General features: G+C 36.7%; 15 protein-coding genes and 2 pseudogenes. 14 read left to right on the forward strand and 3 right to left on the reverse strand.

Features of this window, described 5'->3' with window-relative positions; genetic code table 11:
- Positions 1–7: 7 nt before the first annotated feature.
- From XM47_RS01180 to XM47_RS18790, 10 genes and pseudogenes are all read left to right on the forward strand, one after another.
- Positions 8–367, forward strand: a complete 360-nt coding sequence (locus XM47_RS01180) for a hypothetical protein (RefSeq protein WP_245623396.1) — start codon at positions 8–10, stop codon at positions 365–367.
- Between the two features lie 97 nt (positions 368–464).
- The gene (locus tag XM47_RS01185; protein WP_048688450.1) at positions 465–887 is read left to right on the forward strand and encodes a hypothetical protein; all 423 of its coding nucleotides are present in this window, start codon (positions 465–467) and stop codon (positions 885–887) included.
- Between the two features lie 309 nt (positions 888–1,196).
- Positions 1,197–1,610 carry a MerR family transcriptional regulator gene (locus tag XM47_RS01190; protein ID WP_048688453.1) on the forward strand — a complete coding sequence of 138 codons (414 nt, stop codon included), beginning with the start codon at positions 1,197–1,199 and terminating at the stop codon, positions 1,608–1,610.
- Positions 1,611–1,711: 101 nt separating this feature from the next.
- Complete coding sequence (locus XM47_RS01195) at positions 1,712–3,955, forward strand: heavy metal translocating P-type ATPase (RefSeq protein WP_048688454.1); 2,244 nt, start codon at positions 1,712–1,714, stop codon at positions 3,953–3,955.
- 25 nt (positions 3,956–3,980) lie between these two features.
- Positions 3,981–4,334 (forward strand): cupredoxin domain-containing protein, encoded by a 354-nt coding sequence (locus XM47_RS01200; RefSeq protein WP_048688456.1) that lies wholly within the window; start codon positions 3,981–3,983, stop codon positions 4,332–4,334.
- A 9-nt stretch (positions 4,335–4,343) separates the two neighbouring features.
- On the forward strand, positions 4,344–4,679 hold the full coding sequence (locus XM47_RS01205) for a DUF2933 domain-containing protein (RefSeq protein WP_048688458.1): 336 nt from the start codon (positions 4,344–4,346) through the stop codon (positions 4,677–4,679).
- Positions 4,672–5,337 (forward strand): methyltransferase family protein, encoded by a 666-nt coding sequence (locus tag XM47_RS01210; protein WP_048688461.1) that lies wholly within the window; start codon positions 4,672–4,674, stop codon positions 5,335–5,337. Before XM47_RS01205 ends, XM47_RS01210 begins: the two co-directional genes overlap by 8 nt.
- Positions 5,321–5,743 (forward strand): hypothetical protein, encoded by a 423-nt coding sequence (locus XM47_RS01215; protein WP_048688464.1) that lies wholly within the window; start codon positions 5,321–5,323, stop codon positions 5,741–5,743. The genes XM47_RS01210 and XM47_RS01215 overlap by 17 nt, the downstream gene beginning before the upstream one ends.
- 10 nt (positions 5,744–5,753) lie before the next feature.
- Positions 5,754–6,125, forward strand: coding sequence for a hypothetical protein (locus XM47_RS01220; protein ID WP_048688467.1), 372 nt, complete (start codon positions 5,754–5,756; stop codon positions 6,123–6,125).
- 228 nt (positions 6,126–6,353) lie between these two features.
- Positions 6,354–6,566, forward strand: a pseudogene (locus tag XM47_RS18790) (integrase core domain-containing protein); the annotation flags it as partial.
- 142 nt (positions 6,567–6,708) lie between these two features.
- On the opposite strand, the gene XM47_RS01225 reads toward XM47_RS18790, so the two are convergent.
- A complete protein-coding gene (locus tag XM47_RS01225; RefSeq protein WP_048688469.1) occupies positions 6,709–6,945 on the reverse strand; it encodes a helix-turn-helix domain-containing protein in 237 nt (78 codons plus the stop codon).
- A gap of 102 nt (positions 6,946–7,047) precedes the next feature.
- On the opposite strand from XM47_RS01225, the gene XM47_RS01230 reads away from it, so the two are divergent.
- Complete coding sequence (locus XM47_RS01230; protein WP_048689163.1) at positions 7,048–7,569, forward strand: hypothetical protein; 522 nt, start codon at positions 7,048–7,050, stop codon at positions 7,567–7,569.
- Positions 7,566–9,005 carry a DEAD/DEAH box helicase gene (locus XM47_RS01235; protein ID WP_048688472.1) on the forward strand — a complete coding sequence of 480 codons (1,440 nt, stop codon included), beginning with the start codon at positions 7,566–7,568 and terminating at the stop codon, positions 9,003–9,005. The genes XM47_RS01230 and XM47_RS01235 overlap by 4 nt, the downstream gene beginning before the upstream one ends.
- Positions 9,006–9,753: 748 nt before the next feature.
- Here XM47_RS01235 and XM47_RS01240 read toward each other — a convergent pair.
- A complete protein-coding gene (locus XM47_RS01240; protein WP_048688475.1) occupies positions 9,754–11,478 on the reverse strand; it encodes an ATP-dependent nuclease in 1,725 nt (574 codons plus the stop codon).
- A 284-nt stretch (positions 11,479–11,762) separates the two neighbouring features.
- Positions 11,763–12,360, reverse strand: a pseudogene (locus tag XM47_RS01245) (tyrosine-type recombinase/integrase).
- Positions 12,361–12,596: 236 nt separating this feature from the next.
- Between XM47_RS01245 and XM47_RS01250 the strand changes: the two are divergent.
- Positions 12,597–16,370 (forward strand): DNA replication protein, encoded by a 3,774-nt coding sequence (locus XM47_RS01250; protein ID WP_048688477.1) that lies wholly within the window; start codon positions 12,597–12,599, stop codon positions 16,368–16,370.
- A gap of 185 nt (positions 16,371–16,555) precedes the next feature.
- Entirely contained in the window at positions 16,556–16,933 is a 378-nt protein-coding gene (locus tag XM47_RS01255; protein ID WP_048688479.1) for a MerR family transcriptional regulator, read from the forward strand.
- The last annotated feature ends 31 nt before the right edge of the window (positions 16,934–16,964 follow it).

Below are 16,964 nucleotides of genomic sequence, written 5' to 3' on the forward strand. Positions count from 1 at the left end.
AGAGAAAATGAAAACAATAAATATACTACTCGTTTTATTAATGACGTTTAGTTTCGCAGCAAATGCTCATGGTGATAAGAATAAAGATAAAGGATTGTTTAAAGGTGTAGGTTCACCAGCCGCAAAAGTTGTTTTGGCATTTCACCAAGCACTTGAAACTGGCAATCAGAAACAGGCTAGAGAGCAGTTGGCTGATGATGTGACCATCTACGAGGGAGACCGTGTTGAAAGAAGTGCTGATGAATACGCCCATCACCATATGCTATCGGATATGAAATATTTAGCAGCCATGAAGAGCGAAACACTTGAACATCAAGCACATTCATTGGTCACATTAATTTTTTGGTCAAATAACGGAGAACTTTAAATGACTAAATATATAGCAGCCGGTACAAATATTGATCTGCATCATGGAAATGTTTTCATAAGCTGTTAGTGTTAACAGTGCTATAGAAGGAATTAAAATGTTTAGACTTTTCAGGTGGTTTAAAATAGTGGTGATTACCGTGTTGCTTACGCAGCATGGCTTTGCTATTGCTAAACCAATGAATTGTGAAGAACATCATAAGGACTCTTCCGATACGCATATTATGCAACAAAGCAAAAATATGCATCATCAAACAATGCATGAGAATACTCATCATCACACTGAAAATTTGCAAGATACCAAACACGATCATGCCGATGAAGAGTGTGAAAAATGTAAAGCTGGTGATTGTCTTTGCTGCGAAGGTGGCTTTTGTGCAAGCTTTCATTTAAATGCCTATCTTGTGCAAGAGGAAGAAGAAAGCAGCAGCAATATTAACTTAGACTTAATTATTCAACGGATACCCCCGCCAGCCTCTGGCATCCATCTCTTACCTTATCGTCCCCCAATTATTGGCTAATCACGGGATCAGTGCGTCTTTTTTCGCCAGTCCCATCAAAAATAGAACGATTTACTGATTGGTTTAAATAACCAACTGTTTTGAACAATTAGCACAATATCTTTGGGAGGCATGATGAACATGCTCAAATTATTGCCATTTACAGTAGTTAATACTGTCTATTTTGGCCGAGACTCCCTCATTTCACCAAAAAATAGTTTTTTGCTTTTGTATTTTAAATCACAAATAAAAGCGCTTGACCTGTGTCTAAGACACAGGTCTAAGCTGTAGGTGAGAGTACAAACTTAGGTGAAAAACTAAGGAGTAAATATGAAAGTTACAGAGCTGGCAAAAAGCCTTGGGACGACTGCTGATACGGTTCGTTATTACACGCGATTGGGACTGTTAAAACCTGCTAAGTCAGTGAACGGCTACAAGTCGTACTCGAATAAAGACGTATCGAGACTTAAATTCATTTTGAGTGCCAGAAACCTTGGTTTTTCCGTTGCTGATATCAAGCAAATTCTTAATGAATCTGAAGATGGTAAAAGTGCGTGCCCATTAGTCAGAAGCCTGATCAAAGAGCGGCTTGAAGAAACAGAAAAACAGTTTCAAGCAATGTTGGCACTTCGAGGAAAAATGTCTTCAGCTCTTTCTCAATGGGAAGAAATGGAAGACAAAGCACCGACTGCAAATATGGTTTGTCATCTCATCGAAAACTTTGAAAAAATTAAAAAGGCATAGGAGGAAAAATGGTGACTACTAATACAAATATAGAAACCAAATCAGGCTGTTGCTGTCAGGCAAAATCTCAATCCTCTTCGTGTAAAAGTAAGGAGAATACGTTGGATAAAGTATCACATAACCAACAGCTCATCATTGAAGGAGCTGGGTGTGCTAGCTGTGTAGGCAAAATTGAAGGGGCGTTAAAGGCAACTCTTGGAGTCGTCAGTGCGGAAATGAATTTTGCTGATAGGACTGTAACAGTTTCTGGGACAGCTAAGACAGAAGAATTGATCAAAGCTGTTGAGTCTGTGGGGTATAACGCGAAGCCAATTGATGATAGCTCAGCAACAGATGCGCTTGACGAGAAAGAGGCGGCGGATTGGGCATATTACAAAAAGCTAATGCGCGATACGTTTATTGCCCTTTCACTCGGCGTTCCTTTGATGATCTACAGCATTGTGGTTGGAGAAATGACGGTTGAAACCAACCTTGAACGTATGTCTTGGCTGGTTGTAGGCATTTTAACTTTTGGTGTTATGTATTTTTCAGGTAAGCATTTTTACGTTGGTGCTTGGAAAAGCTTTAAAAACCACTCCGCTAATATGGACACTCTAATAGCTTTAGGAACAGGTACAGCTTGGGTGTATTCGATGGTTGTCGTGTTTGCACCTGACGCCGTTCCATTGATGGCACGGCATGTTTATTTTGAAGCTACCGCCATGATCATTGGCTTAATTGATTTAGGTCTAGCATTAGAAATAAAAGCCAGAGGTAAAACCTCTGAGGCCATTAAACGTCTTATCGGCTTGCAAGCCAAAACAGCAACCGTGGTTCGTGACAACAAAGAAGTTCAGATTGGTATTGAACAGGTTTTACTTAACGATATTGTGAAGGTAAAACCGGGTGAAAAAATTCCCGTCGATGGTGTGGTATTGGAAGGGCACACTTCTATTGATGAGTCCATGCTGACAGGCGAACCTATGCCTGTTGAAAAAGCCGAAGAAGATGAGGTTGTCGCTGGTACTTTGAACAAATCAGGCATGATTTTATTCAGAGCCACACGCGTTGGTAAAGATACGGCGCTTGCGCAAATTATCAATATGGTGAAACGAGCACAAAATTCAAAACCGCCGATTGGCCGCTTGGCCGATGTTATTTCAGCTTTTTTCGTGCCTGTCGTCATGATCATCTCTGTGTTAAGTGCGCTTGCATGGCTTAACTTTGGACCTGAGCCAGCCATTGCTTTTGCCATCGTATCAGCAACTACCGTACTCATTATTGCCTGCCCATGTGCTTTGGGCTTGGCAACTCCCATGTCTGTCATGGTCGGAGTAGGAAAAGCAGCAGAGGCCGGAGTGCTTATTCGAAACGGTGAAGCACTGCAAACCGCCTCTAAAATCACTGCCATGATTTTAGATAAAACGGGCACTATTACTGAAGGGGCACCTAAGGTAACCGATATTATTTTAGCAAAAGCCACTGATGAAAAAGACGTTCTACAGCTTGCAGCAAGTTTAGAAAGCTGCTCAGAGCACCCTTTAGCGCAAGCGATTGTTGAAAGCGCGTTAGATAAGGATATTGAGTTACTAAAAATTGAATCGTTTAACGCCATTACGGGTTTTGGTGTAGAAGCAAACTGCAACAATAAAGCCCTGCTTTTCGGAAACGATAAACTAATGAAAATTAAAGGCATTGACCTTACTGGCTTTGTTGAACAAGCGCAGTCTTTAGCAAAAGAAGCCAAAACGCCTATGTATTTTGCAGTTGATGGTGAGCTGGCCGCAATTATTGCTGTTGCAGATCCAATCAAGTCTGACTCAATCTCCGCTATTAAACGTCTTCAGGGAAATGGTATACGCGTCATCATGCTAACCGGGGATAACAAGGAAACCGCTGCCGCTGTTGCCAAAAAAGCGGGTATTAGTGAGTTTCTTGCTGAAGTACTACCTGAAGATAAAGCTAACAAGGTGAAAGAGCTACAAGGCAGTGGCGAAATCGTTGGTATGACAGGTGATGGCATCAACGATGCTCCGGCACTAGCGTTAGCTGATGTTGGTTTCGCAATAGGCACAGGGACAGACGTAGCGATTGAAAGTGCTGACATTACCCTAATGCGTGGTTCACTTCATGGCCTTGCTGATGCCATAGCGGTAAGCAAAGCTACTTTACGAAATATCAAACAAAACTTGTTTGGCGCGTTTGTCTATAACGTAGCCGGGATTCCTTTTGCTGCGGGGATTCTATATCCCTTCTTTGGCATTCTGCTTAGCCCTGTAATTGCTGGTGCTGCAATGGCGTTTTCGTCATTGACTGTGGTGTCAAATGCAAATCGACTTCGATTTTTTAAAGCCCAAAATTCATAGAAAGTAAGCATTAAGGAGAATCACAATGATGATAATTAACTTATTAGGCTTAATGTTAATCGCGCTGATTGTTTGGTGGTTTTGGCTATACAAACCTAACAAAACAATTGTGCAAAACAGTGAAGTGCTAATTGAGGTGAAAGATGGCGTGTATTCCCCATCTTCAATTCAAGTGTCTGCTAGCCAACCTGTCACCTTGAAGTTTATGCGTAAAGATCAATCACCCTGCGCTGAAACAATGCTTATTCCTTCATTGGATATAAGCGAACAGCTTAAATTGAATGAAATTACTCAAATTACCTTATTGAACTTGTCACCGGGAGAGTATGAGTTTCATTGTCAGATGCAAATGTATCGCGGTGTGTTAAAGGTCGTTTAGGAGGCTAACATGAAAAATCAACACCCTAAATTTTGGTCAACACCCACAGGTTGGGCTGCATTGGTACTTATTGCCGCCGCCACCTATTTTTTAATCTTTGAACATGGACAACATGTTCTGCAATTTCTTCCCTATTTGATTTTGCTGTTATGTCCTTTGATGCACGTATTTATGCATGGCAGTCATGGCAAACATGGTCACGATCATTCACATGGTCCTGATGAGAAAAAGGAAGAAAGCTTTCAAGAACTCACGGATAAAAATGCAGCCTATCGCGATGGCTACATACAAGGTTTAGAGGAAGGACGCAAGGAATCACATAAAAAGGAGAACAGTGATGAATGAGACATATGATTACGGTTTATGGTCAATGGTGATACTGAACTCAGCAATTTTTATCTTTTTTGCATTTAGTTTTGTCAAACCAAAAACTTCTACTGATTGGCGAAGCCTTGGAGCGTTTTCCGCCTTTATTGTAGCCCTATTTACTGAAATGTATGGCTTTCCTTTAACTATCTATTTTCTATCGGGATGGCTGACGGAGACCTATCCCGAAGTAAACTTCTTTGCGCATGAAAATGGGCACTTATTGCATACTTTCTTTGGTTTTGAAGGTGATGCCCATTGGGACCCATTTCATATAGCGAGTATGGTGTTTATTGTTGCAGGTTTCTTTATGTTGTCTTCAGCATGGAATGTATTACATCACGCGCAAAAACATCATCAATTGGCTACAACTGGATGGTATGCAAGGTGTCGCCACCCACAGTATGTAGCTTTCATTCTAATCATGTTCGGCTTTTTATTGCAGTGGCCGACCATCCCAACACTGGTGATGTTTCCAATCTTGGTCGTTGTTTACGTCAAGCTAGCGAAACGCGAAGAAGCACAAGCGATTACTGAATTTGGCTCTGAGTACAACAGGTATATGGAATCGACACCAAGTTGGATTCCAAATTTTAATAAGAACATAGAAGGTAAAAATCATGAAAACGTTAGGTAAATCAATTTTATTTGTTAGCTCACTATTGGTGGCCACAAGTTTATTTGCCCAAAACAATGAGCATAAACATGAAGGCGTGGAAAAACCTGATATGCATCAAGGCATGGCAATGTCGCATGAGAGCATGGGAAAAATGCATAAAAAAATGATGGAAATGAAAAAAGAAATTCATGCCATTAAAACTGAAAATAATCCTGAAAAGCAAAAGCAGATGATGGTTGAACATCATCGCTCAATGATGAAGATGATGCAATCCATGCACAAAAACATGGAAGGAATGCCAATGCATCAACAAATCCAGATGGCTGAACATCATCTGGAAATGATGGAAAACATGATGCCGCAGATGAACCGGAAAATGGAAGAAATGAAAGATAGCAATCAACAGCATTCACACAAACATTAGGAGAAAAATTATGAGCGATTTAGATCATAGAGTTGGCGTTAGAGAGCAAAATTTAGTTGTTCGAAATCTAAAGCTTAGCAATGTCACAGAAGAAAGCTGTGACGAGTTAGTAAAAGAAATAGATCAGCTTTTTGGTATAGATGAAGTCAGTTACAACATCAAAGAAGGTGAAATACATCTTGCTTATGATGCCGTAAATATCAACCTTGATGGTATTGAGGAGGTTATTCGCAAGCATGGTGCTGATGTTCATGATGATTGGTGGACACACACCAAAGAAGGCTATTACAAATTTGTTGATCAAAACGTAAAGGACAACGCTGAGCATAAGCCGTGGAGTTGTCACAAAGTTCCTCCTCAATCTAGCCGATACAATAAGTAAGTTCTTTTAAGAAGCAACTGGGCTTATGTGTCTATCTATTAAGGAGCGTTATCTTAAATAGGAGTTCCTTAGAAATCACTTTTTTAATGCTCAGATTCATCTTCCATGAATCTGAGCATTATATTTTTGTGTTTCCAGATATTTAACAAAGAATTGAACGTTAAAGTGAAATAGACGACCAATATAGTGCCCTGAGATTCGAGCAAAAAAATCGCTCCCTACACGGGCTGTTCTCAAAATGCATTAGCAGAACGGGCCAATGGTATATTAAAACAGGAGTTCTTATTGTATAAGTGCAACTCTTTAAGTGAATTAAAAGAGCTCGTTCAAGAGTCTGTATTTATATATAATGAAATGAGACCGTACTCTAGTTTAGGGTTAAAAACGCCGAATCAAGGGCATAAAAAAGGCCAAGAGCAGAAGCGCCTAGCCTTTCACTAAAACCGTCAACATATTTTAGTTGACCGTTACAATAGTGTGTTGCTATTTAACTAATAATTAAGGTTAATATACCTTAATTATTGTATTTGTTTTATTTAAACTATCACTAATGTACAAATAAGTGTATTTAAATACGTTTAAGTTAATCTAAGATAATTTTATGCTTGAACCTTGAAGGCATGATGTCTGAAAACTCGCAATCTAAGGCGTTTGCTAGTTTGTATAAGGTTTCTAGTTTTATGTTTACTAAACCTCGTTCCATCTTGCCGTAGTTGCCTCTTTCAATGCCTACATAGGCAGCAAAGTTCTCTTGAGAATAGCCCGCTTCTTTGCGCTTTAGCCGTAATAATTCACCAAACTCTTTAACCAAATTACTCACCAGAATTTTCCTTGGGGTAAAATGATTAGATTTTCATATTGAGGGTTAAGGAACCACGCCCTATAATACCCATTTTATAATTTAATGTTAGTGAGTATTACTTTGAAATTAGATCCTTTTGTCGCTCAAATTATTTCCACTACCAACTTTGACCACTTCACAACGAGTGATGTCCGATCAGCATATTTTGTTTTGAAAAATGACCTATCTCTTGATGCAACAAATGTTAGGCGCTTTATCTATGCAGAGCTATTGAAGCTTGTGAAAAAAGGTTGGTTGAATAAATTGGCTTCTAATAAAAAAGGTAATACGCGGTTTCATAAAACTGAGCTTTTTAATGGTAAAGAAATATCGTTATTGGCTACGGAAATCGCAGAACCAGCAAGTACCGAGGTTAATAAACAAGATAAGTTACTTGCTAAGTTAAATCATTATAAAGCGGAATTGCTACTTAATATTGGGGAATCTGAGGCGTATAAAGATTTATATTCAGAATTACCTGAATTGGTTGATGAAATACAGCCTAAGTACAATAAGGCTAGAGATAACAATACTAAGCTACTAGGGAAGATCAGGGCCATTGAGGGCTTACTTAACCAAGATAAATTACCTGAGAACATATGAAATTACGACAATGGCAATCTGAATGTATCGAGTTAGCGTTAAAGCAGTATTTGGGTGGACATAGCCACTTTTTAACTTTAGCTACACCAGGCGCAGGTAAAACGTTAATGGCTTCGGAGTTAGCTAATCAGCTGTTAAGAAAGGACTTGGTTGATTTAGTTATTTGCTTTTCACCTTCTTCCATTGTTTCTCAAGACTTTAGTGAAAGCTTACAGCTAAAAACGCAAGAGCGCTTTGATGGGTTGATAGGTGCTAAGGGAAGGACGTTAACTTATCAAAACCTTCAGTTTCTTAATGGCGACTTTTGGCGTTTATTTACACGGTACCGTGTATTTGTGATATTTGATGAGATTCACCATTGTGCGGGATCAAATGTTGATAATGCCAATATGTGGGGTGAACAGATAATACTGAATATTCAAGACAAGGCTAAATACACTTTAGCGTTAACAGGTACTCCTTGGCGCTCAGATGCCGCCCCTATTGTTCTTTCTAATTATAGTCACCCCATCAATAAAATATCCTGCGATTACGTTTATGGGCTTTCTGAGGCTATTACAGATGATGTTTGCCGTGTACCACAGATTGTTGCGATAGATAATAACAATATTTCAGTGGTGAATGACAAGGAAACCAAAACATTTACTAGTTTTAAGTGTTTACTTTCACAATCGGTAATTCCTTATCAAGAAATTATCGAGGATGAAGCTGTTATTAAGTACGTAATATCTTCTGCGCATAAGAAACTTTCTAAAATTAGCCGAGTTAACCCTGATGCTGCAGGGTTAATTGTTGCCTCATCTGTTGAGCATGCAAGTCAGATATCTTCGTTGATGAAAACACGTTTTAACGAGGATAGTGTCGTAGTGACATATCGAGAAAGTGAGCCTACAGGTATTATTCAGCGCTTTAGGCATAGCCAAGCGAAATGGATTATTTCAGTTGGTATGATCAGTGAAGGAACTAATATTCCTAGATTACAGGTTTGTTGCCACCTAACGAACATAAAGACTGAGATGCACTTTAGGCAGATTTTGGGGCGAATACTCAGAGTAACAGGCTCAAAGAACCAAGAAGCTATTCTGTATATGCCTGCGGAGCCTAAGCTATTGGAATATGCTTATCGTGTTAAGCAAGATGTTCCATTTGAGGCTGATGTGGTGAAGTTTGACAAGATGAAAGCTGAAGTTAAGGCCGGCTTAGAGAGAAGTGAAAAAACAGACGTCGGTTTCGACAAGAGGGAGCCTTTAAAGCCGAATGTTAAACTTAGGGTTAATGGCTTTGAGAGTGAATTTAGCAATATAGATTTCGGTGAAAATAGTGTTGTTGCTGATGATCACTATTTAACAACTTCTTATGAAAAAATGGTCAATATATTTGGTCGGTTTAAGCAAGAAACAATAGAGCTAGGGCTAAGTGGATTGAGACTTACGTAGTTTAAAACCTGATTAATAGGAAATATACGATGAAAAGGCGCTGTATAAAACTAAATAAACAAAAACTCACAAGAACGATACGAGATAGTAAAAGAAATGAACTTTGTCTGTCATTGTGGTTATCCTTAAGAAATCAACTCTCATTAAGCAAACAAAAAAAACGCTCACAGAAAAAATGGTTCTCAATTAGACTTTAAGAACGCAGAATTCGATAGCTCACTAAAATGGTTGATGGTAACAGAGCTAGTTCCTGGTATAAGTTTTAAAGACTGCTCTGTTAGAATATTTCAATCTCCCAGCGAACTGCCCACTGAATTTCAGAAAGAGTTTTCGCATTATTGGAAATAAAAGTTCCCCACTAAGTTTGATATCAAGCAAAGGGGATTTGAGGCTTAATTTTTGTACTCCTTTCATTCACTAAAATGGTACCCATAAGTTAACTGAATATTTATATCCACCTTTCTACCTTGGAAAATAACATGGATGGAAAATCACATTAAATTTGCCAGTCATTATCATTCAACACAGCCACCAAATGACATTTACGGTCACCACTGAATTGCATTAAGTTTGCCGCTGACAAATTAAGTTCACTGTGGCACAAAGCCTATATTTCTGCTTTGAGCGAGGTGCGGGCAGTCGCTCTAAATCATTTCTGGACAAAAACGAGTTAGGACTGATGCTCTAAAGCGTTTCTGCCAGGTTAGGAAAAGTATGTTGATTCCTTGATTGTTTGTTTGTTATATTTTTATTTTACACCTTTACTTTTAGACAATATGTCATGTAACAAAGAAACTATTTCTAAATAATCTGAGCACTGAGTCCTTTGTGAAAGAAAGTACCCAATAAACAAGTCATACAACGAACCAACAGGGATAGAGGTTTGCTCAGATAATTCTTTGAATTTATCTTTACTATTATTGATTTCATCAACCTTACTTACGTCTACAAACGAAAAAGCACTTAAAACGTAAGAACGATCATAAATAATATCTTCTGGAATTTTTCTGGGTAAAAATAGAACATTTGATTTATAGTAATTAATATACTTTTTATAAAATTCTAATTTTTGTTTTGTATTTGAAACTTTTTTACTACCATCTACATGGAAAGGAAATTTATCAATATTTATATCTGTTATTAATTTTATCTGGCCTTCAAGATATGATTCATTTTTTTCTTTTTCTGGAACTGATGACAAGTTTACGACTGAAGATTTAAACATATCTCCATCAAAAACAATAAATCTATTAGCATCACCAACTTTAGAAAATGCTGTAATTAAAGACGTTTTAATGCTAGATGCACCTCCAGAGAAAAAATCAATATCCAACTGATTATTTATTTTTTCATTTTGTGCTACTCTCTCTAAAATTTTCTTTGCCAGATCATCTTCAACAATAACGTTCACACGTTCAAAATCTATTTCTAAGTTCTCTAAAGCATTAAGATATGTCGCACCTTGCTCAATAAACGTTTTACCAGCTTGGTCAGTAACAAAATTTTTAACACATACACTCGGTATATGTTCTATAAATGCCTGAGAATGTGTAGAGATGATAATTTGAATTTTTTTCTTAATTATTAAATCAAGGAAATAAGACAGCAATCTTTTTTGAGCACCTACATGTAAAGACAACTCAGGTTCATCTAGTAATAAAATAGTTCCAGATTGAATAGATGATAACTTATTTACAATATTTGCAACTATAAACTCACCACTGCCAGAGTTTGCTTCAGAATATACCTCACCTGAATTGAATATTATACTTGTTCCCCAAGTCCCACTAAAAAACCGATGCTCAATTATTTTTATTTCACCATAGTTTTTACCTAAAATCTCATTTATAACATTAACATTTTCTCTACTTATTTCTTTCAGTTTAGCTTTTTTACCATTATTATTCTTGGTGCTAATTGATTGTTGAACTTTCTTAGTAACCTTTTTTGCATACTCTACTTTTGATTTTAGATCCAACTTTGATGTTTGGTTATCAAAAAATGTGTTCTTTTCAAATGAGCCGATTAGAGATTTGAATTGTATATACACAATTTTAGTGAATGTTTTAACATTAGTGTTGTTTGATAAATAATTTTTTATTTCTTTATTTGTAGAAACAACTTCATCCGATTTAAAAGGAACCCAACTAAAGTGTTGCGTATTAATTTCTTTATATGAAACACCATCTAGCTTATAGCCAAACTCTGACGATCCTTGACCTTTAAATTTATCCCACTCAGTCTCAAAAAAGTAGTCATTTGGAGTTCGCTCTTTAGCCATAGACATGATCAGCTTAAGTAAGGTCGATTTTCCAGAACCATTTTTTCCGACCAAAATAGCTAACGGATGATCAAAACTTACATTTGAATTTTCACCAAACTGCCTAAAGTTATTGATCTTAAAATATTCAAGCTGATTTTTTATGATTCCTTTTGAATATAGTTCATCAATTGTTTTTATCTTTGATAACATCTGAACTCCAATTAAAAATATAACAGTGTCTTTTTAGAAGACATTATCTATATGATATTTTTATCAAATATATACACCATAGCAGTAACATACTGCTATGACTATCTTTATAATCCTAGCACTCACAAATTGCAGAACATGTCTGTATAGTCTTGAATGCTCAACTAGACTCATAGTCTGCCATTAGGAAAAGTAGGTCAAGAACTGACTTAGGAACGTATTCAGGAATTGAATGCCGAATGATCTTGGGGCAAAGGTAGCTTGAGTTTGCTGCCTATGTTAAGTCAACAATCTATTTCTCTGGATATCTTAATTGCATCTTCAATTTCAATTCCGAGGTATCTTATTGTGTTATCAATTTTTGTATGGCCAAGTAACAACTGGATGGCTCTAATATTTTTGGTTCGAGCATAAACCAAAGTCGCTTTCGTTCTTCTCATTGAATGAGTTCCGTATAGGCCAGAATCGAGACCCAACTGCATCTGCCCAGCATCTAATGATAGACCTATAATATGAATAGCTTATTGGTTGATTGGCTCGGCGCAAACTCGGAAATAAATAATCGCTAGATTGTAATGCGACTCCTTGAGTCCAACGGCTTATACTCTGTTGCGTTCGCGGTGTTATTTCAAATTGAACTTCCATTCCTGTTTTTTTCTGCGTTAATTGAACCCTTTCAAATACTTGATCGTGAGTAGCGACATCTCGAACTTTTAAATACAGTAAATCACATGATCTTAGTTTGCAATCTATAGCCAAATTAAGTAAGGCTAATTGCATCAAGTTGTTTTGAATTTCAATTCGAGTGCGGATACGCCAAATCTCTTCAAGTTTGAAAGGACGTTTCACGCCTGTAGCATTGTGGTTTAGTTCTGGTTTCATAGTAACCTCCTGTTTAAAGTCACTATGAGGATAGCGGATGTATTGCTGATTAGGGTTTGGACAAAAGTGTTTTAGAACCAGTATTAAAAATTATCCAAACGATGGTCGCTAATTACTTTAAACAAATACCTAACTAAATTTGTTCCTTGAACTACATGCGATTTAATTCCCATTCTTGTCGAAAAAATGCATTATTGAAGCAATAAAATATAAAAACCTATGTGTAAGGATATCTAGTGACTATAGCAAATCAAATAAGAAGCAAGTTACTTGAGTTGGAAGGAGGTGTTTTTCAAAGATTATGTGACGACTGGCTGCATCGTAAAGGTTATGAAAACATCAACTCTATAGGGATGATGAATACAACAGATAGAGTAACTAAAGGTACTCCTGACTGTTTATTTATTCAGCCTGATGGGTATTACGTTTTTTCAGAATACACAGTCCAACAAAATCGCCTTGCTGCAAAGCTTGAAGATGACATTAACAAGTGTTTCGACGAACAAAAAACAGGTATTAAAAGTGAGCAAATAAGCGAAATTATAATTTGCTATTTAGGAAATTTAACAACCAAAGAAATCAACCATTTAAAAAGTTTATGTCAGAAAAGACACGTAAGAGTTTGCTTAAATGGGCTCGATTCAATATCTTTAAGCATCCAAAATTGCTACCCCGTTTTATCAGAACAATATTTAGGATTAGCGCTTGATACAGGGCAACTGCTTTCCATAAATGACTTCGTCACTAGGTATGGAAAAAACAATCTCACAACGCCTATAGACAATAAGATACTGTTCCAAAGTGATGCTATTGACAAAGGTTTAGAACAGTTACGTCATTGGAGATTACTACTCGTTTCAGGGGCAGCAGGAGTTGGTAAAACACTATTTTCTGTCAATCTTGCATCGGCAATGCAAAAAAATAACCCAGCTTTAAAAGTGTATTGCTTATTTGACAAAGGTGCCGATTTAATAAGAGATATTACTGCACATTTTAGTGAACCCGGTGACTACTTAATATTTGTCGATGATGCTAACCGTTTGGATAGCCGGCTTGACTACATATTGCATTATTTAAACGAGAATGATGAAAACAGAACATTTCGTATTGTTGCAACAGTTAGAGATTACGCTCGTCACTCAGTAATTACCCAAGCCAGTAAATTCACCGAGGTTCAAGAACAAACAATTCAACCTTTGACAGATGAACAAATCAAAGAATTAGTAGTTGAGTTATTCGACATTAAAAACAGCGAGTATCAACAAAGAATTCAAGAAATATCAGGTGGGAACTCTAGATTGGCAATGATGGCTGCTAAAGTTGCTGTTGAGACGAATCAAATTCAATCTATACAGAATGTTGCATCACTATACGACGATTATTTTAGTCAAAATGAAAACATCAGAGAAGTAGTTGAAGATGACAAACTAATGACTGCTGCTTGTGCAATTTCATTCTTTAGAAAGATAGACAAGTTAAATGAGTCGCATATGGAGTGGCTGCAAAATTCATTTGGAATTTCACCAGAAGAATTTTGGGGGTATGTAGAAATTCTTCATAAAAAAGAACTAGTAGACTTGTATGAATATGAAGTAGTTAAAATTTCAGACCAAGTGCTATCTACCTACTTTTTTTACTTAGCTGTATTCGAGAGAAAAGTCATATCATTTTCGTTGATAGTCCATCATTTTTATCCAGGTTTTAACAGAACCATAGTTGATGCCTTAAACCCTGTTATTAGCGCTTTTGATCACAAGAAAATAGTCACTGAAATTAGATCGGAAATCGAAGGGATATTTAAAGAAATATCAAACTCTGGTGATTTAAAAAGTTCAATTGAGTTTTTAAATTCATTTTGGTTTGCCCTCCCGACAGAGACCTTAATTTTTGCCAATACACTGATATCTGAGATGCCAATAGTTGTTGAGTCTTGGGAAGATGAAGCCTTTGAAGAGGCTAAAACAGATGAAAACGAATACTCTGTAGTGTCCTTACTAAGCAGTTTCAGGAATTATGGTGTTGATGAGTTTAAAATGTCTTTTGATTTGCTATTGCAATACCTTTCAAAAAGCAAAGAATCTCTTGGTTTTGTAATCAAAACACTTACAGATAGATATAACTTTAAGCCTGATGATATGCTCTATGGGTACTATGTTCAGGCTCATGTTGTTGATACGTTAGTTGAACGAATTGAAAATGGTGCTAATCATCTATTTTCAAGGATATTTATTGTGTTAGCCAAGTCTTTTTTACAGGTAGAGCACACCGAACATAAGTGGGGACGCGGTGACACAATAACTATGATTACATATAGACTGGCCCCCGACGAATATCTAACTCCAATTAGGCAGAAGATATTTAAAAACTTAGCAATACTGATGTGTTTACCCGACTATGAACAATTAATTCAGGATATTTTTCAAGAATTAATAAGTCGACTAAGGTTTGAAGGGAAGGAAATGGCAGAAGCAGACTTGCCATTTATTACTGAGTTCTTTATTTCCAATTTAGACCCCAAAAACACGTCACATTGCCTGATCATGCAAGACGTTTGTGAGCATTTAGATGCTCTTGAGATTAAGTACCCTTCCAAATGGCAGTCTGAGTTCAATAATTCAACCATTGAGTTGTCGAATTTGCTTCTACAAGACAGGCATGAAATGCGTAAGCTAGATATGGGTTACGAAGAATATAAACAGTATCGACACCAATGTTTTGTTGATTACTTTTCAGATATAACAGTTGAAAAATTTATTGAATTTATGAGTCAGTGCGTTTCCTTACAGAACTCACTTTCTGGCAGGGAACGGGATTATTCACTCAACGTTGGCATTGAAATGAGTTTAAAAGCAATAGCCGAAAACCATCATGACCAAATCAATGAGATTGTATCTACATATATTGACTACGACGATACATTCAATATACACCCTGGCTCATTAATATTTAACCTATTCAAAACGTTAAGCAGTTCTGAAGTATGGGAATTAATAAACTGCAAGTCATACCGTTGGAAGAAATATTGGCGTTCATTTTATTTTTCAATGTTACCACAAGATGACATTAATGAAGATGAAACGCATTCGCTACTAATTCATCTAAACGATACACCTAGCAATGAACTTCCAACTTGGCTTGATTATTTATCTAAGTACCAATCTATAGATAAAGAAATTTATTTAAAAGTTGTACGTTTGTTAGTTGAAAAATCAAACGTAGACAACAATTACGCCTTCTCATTACGCCAGTTATTTAATAAAGATTGCGAGTTATTTGGCAAATGGTTTGAAGTTTTTAAATCAGATCCCCAACTTGTGTTTTCTGCGTATTTAGCAGCATTCAAAAATGAGAGATATTGTGACTATAATGGTGAAGCTTTGGCTTTACTTACCGAAGAAGATCCAAGTTTCATGAATAAAATAGTTGACTATATTTATGAAAATGAACGCTACCCTGATAAGCACACAAGCATGCCTGAGTTAACTTTTTTATGGGAAAGAGATAATTACTTAGATGCAGTGGAGCGATATGGTAAATATGTATACATCAAAGAGCAAGACTCTTACAGCTTTGGGAGTAATATATTTACTAAATTATTTTCAAAGGAAAAAGGAAGAGCCGAGCCTGACGAATTAATGGTCAAAAAGCAGGATTTTATAAAACATACAGTTCGAAATAACATTGACGATATTGGTTATATTTGTTTTATATTCAAAGCAGCAAATTTTATGGGACAGAGCTTTAGGCGTGAGTTGTTAGGTATCTTCCTACAACACAATAAAAAAATTGATGACTTTAAAAAGCTTGAGTATGAGCCAACGAGCAGAAGCTGGTCAGGAAGCCTAGTCCCCACATTGGAAAAAGAAAAGAATTACCTTATCACGCTATTACCTTTGTTAAATTCTGTTGATTTATTAGAACATCGTTCAAATATCGAAAAACGCATAGAGTATAAATTAAAGTATATTGAGTCTGAGAAGAAACGTGATTTCTTGGAAAGTCGGCAATAATCCAACGTATACCATTGTGTAAGCCGAACTCTGCTTTAGGACTTGTTTGAATAGTCGTATACCAAAATGCAATATGAGTTTTTGAGTAACTCGTTTTGGCAAATGCCTCAAAAGAGCGATTAACGGAAGTTCAGCTTTTGCCTAATAATGGTAAAATGATGCTAATTGAATAAGAGAATCTGCTTATGAAAACCATAGGAAAGCTGGCTAAAGAACTAGACATAAACGTAGAAACAGTCCGATTCTATGAACGTAAAGGGCTAATCGAACAGCCACCAAAACCTGATAGTGGTTACCGCATGTATGACAACACCCATGTCAGCCAACTTAAATTCATATTAAAAGCTAAAGCTTTAGGCTTTACACTTGATGAAGTCGCTTCGCTTATGTCGATGAGTGGAAACTGTGCTGATGTAGAATCAATGGGTTTACAAAAACTTAAATTAATACGAGATAAAATTGCTGACTTGCAGCGGCTAGAACATGTGATTCAAGATATGACAAACTCTTGTAAAGCCAACCAAGACCCTAATTCCTGTCCAATAATAAATTCGCTCAATTAGCTGTTGACTCCGTACCTATGTACAGAGTTTA

Source organism: Catenovulum maritimum, from assembly GCF_001050375.1.
Taxonomy (GTDB): domain Bacteria; phylum Pseudomonadota; class Gammaproteobacteria; order Enterobacterales; family Alteromonadaceae; genus Catenovulum; species Catenovulum maritimum.

Coding starts and splice junctions, on each gene's coding strand:
- XM47_RS01235 (WP_048688472.1), top strand. CDS start 7,566: ATGAAATTACGACAATGGCAATCTGAATGTATCGAGTTAGCGTTAAAG.
- XM47_RS01220 (WP_048688467.1), top strand. CDS start 5,754: ATGAGCGATTTAGATCATAGAGTTGGCGTTAGAGAGCAAAATTTAGTT.
- XM47_RS01240 (WP_048688475.1), bottom strand. CDS start 11,478: ATGTTATCAAAGATAAAAACAATTGATGAACTATATTCAAAAGGAATC.
- XM47_RS01215 (WP_048688464.1), top strand. CDS start 5,321: ATGAAAACGTTAGGTAAATCAATTTTATTTGTTAGCTCACTATTGGTG.
- XM47_RS01180 (WP_245623396.1), top strand. CDS start 8: ATGAAAACAATAAATATACTACTCGTTTTATTAATGACGTTTAGTTTC.
- XM47_RS01255 (WP_048688479.1), top strand. CDS start 16,556: ATGAAAACCATAGGAAAGCTGGCTAAAGAACTAGACATAAACGTAGAA.
- XM47_RS01210 (WP_048688461.1), top strand. CDS start 4,672: ATGAATGAGACATATGATTACGGTTTATGGTCAATGGTGATACTGAAC.
- XM47_RS01190 (WP_048688453.1), top strand. CDS start 1,197: ATGAAAGTTACAGAGCTGGCAAAAAGCCTTGGGACGACTGCTGATACG.
- XM47_RS01200 (WP_048688456.1), top strand. CDS start 3,981: ATGATGATAATTAACTTATTAGGCTTAATGTTAATCGCGCTGATTGTT.
- XM47_RS01205 (WP_048688458.1), top strand. CDS start 4,344: ATGAAAAATCAACACCCTAAATTTTGGTCAACACCCACAGGTTGGGCT.
- XM47_RS01185 (WP_048688450.1), top strand. CDS start 465: ATGTTTAGACTTTTCAGGTGGTTTAAAATAGTGGTGATTACCGTGTTG.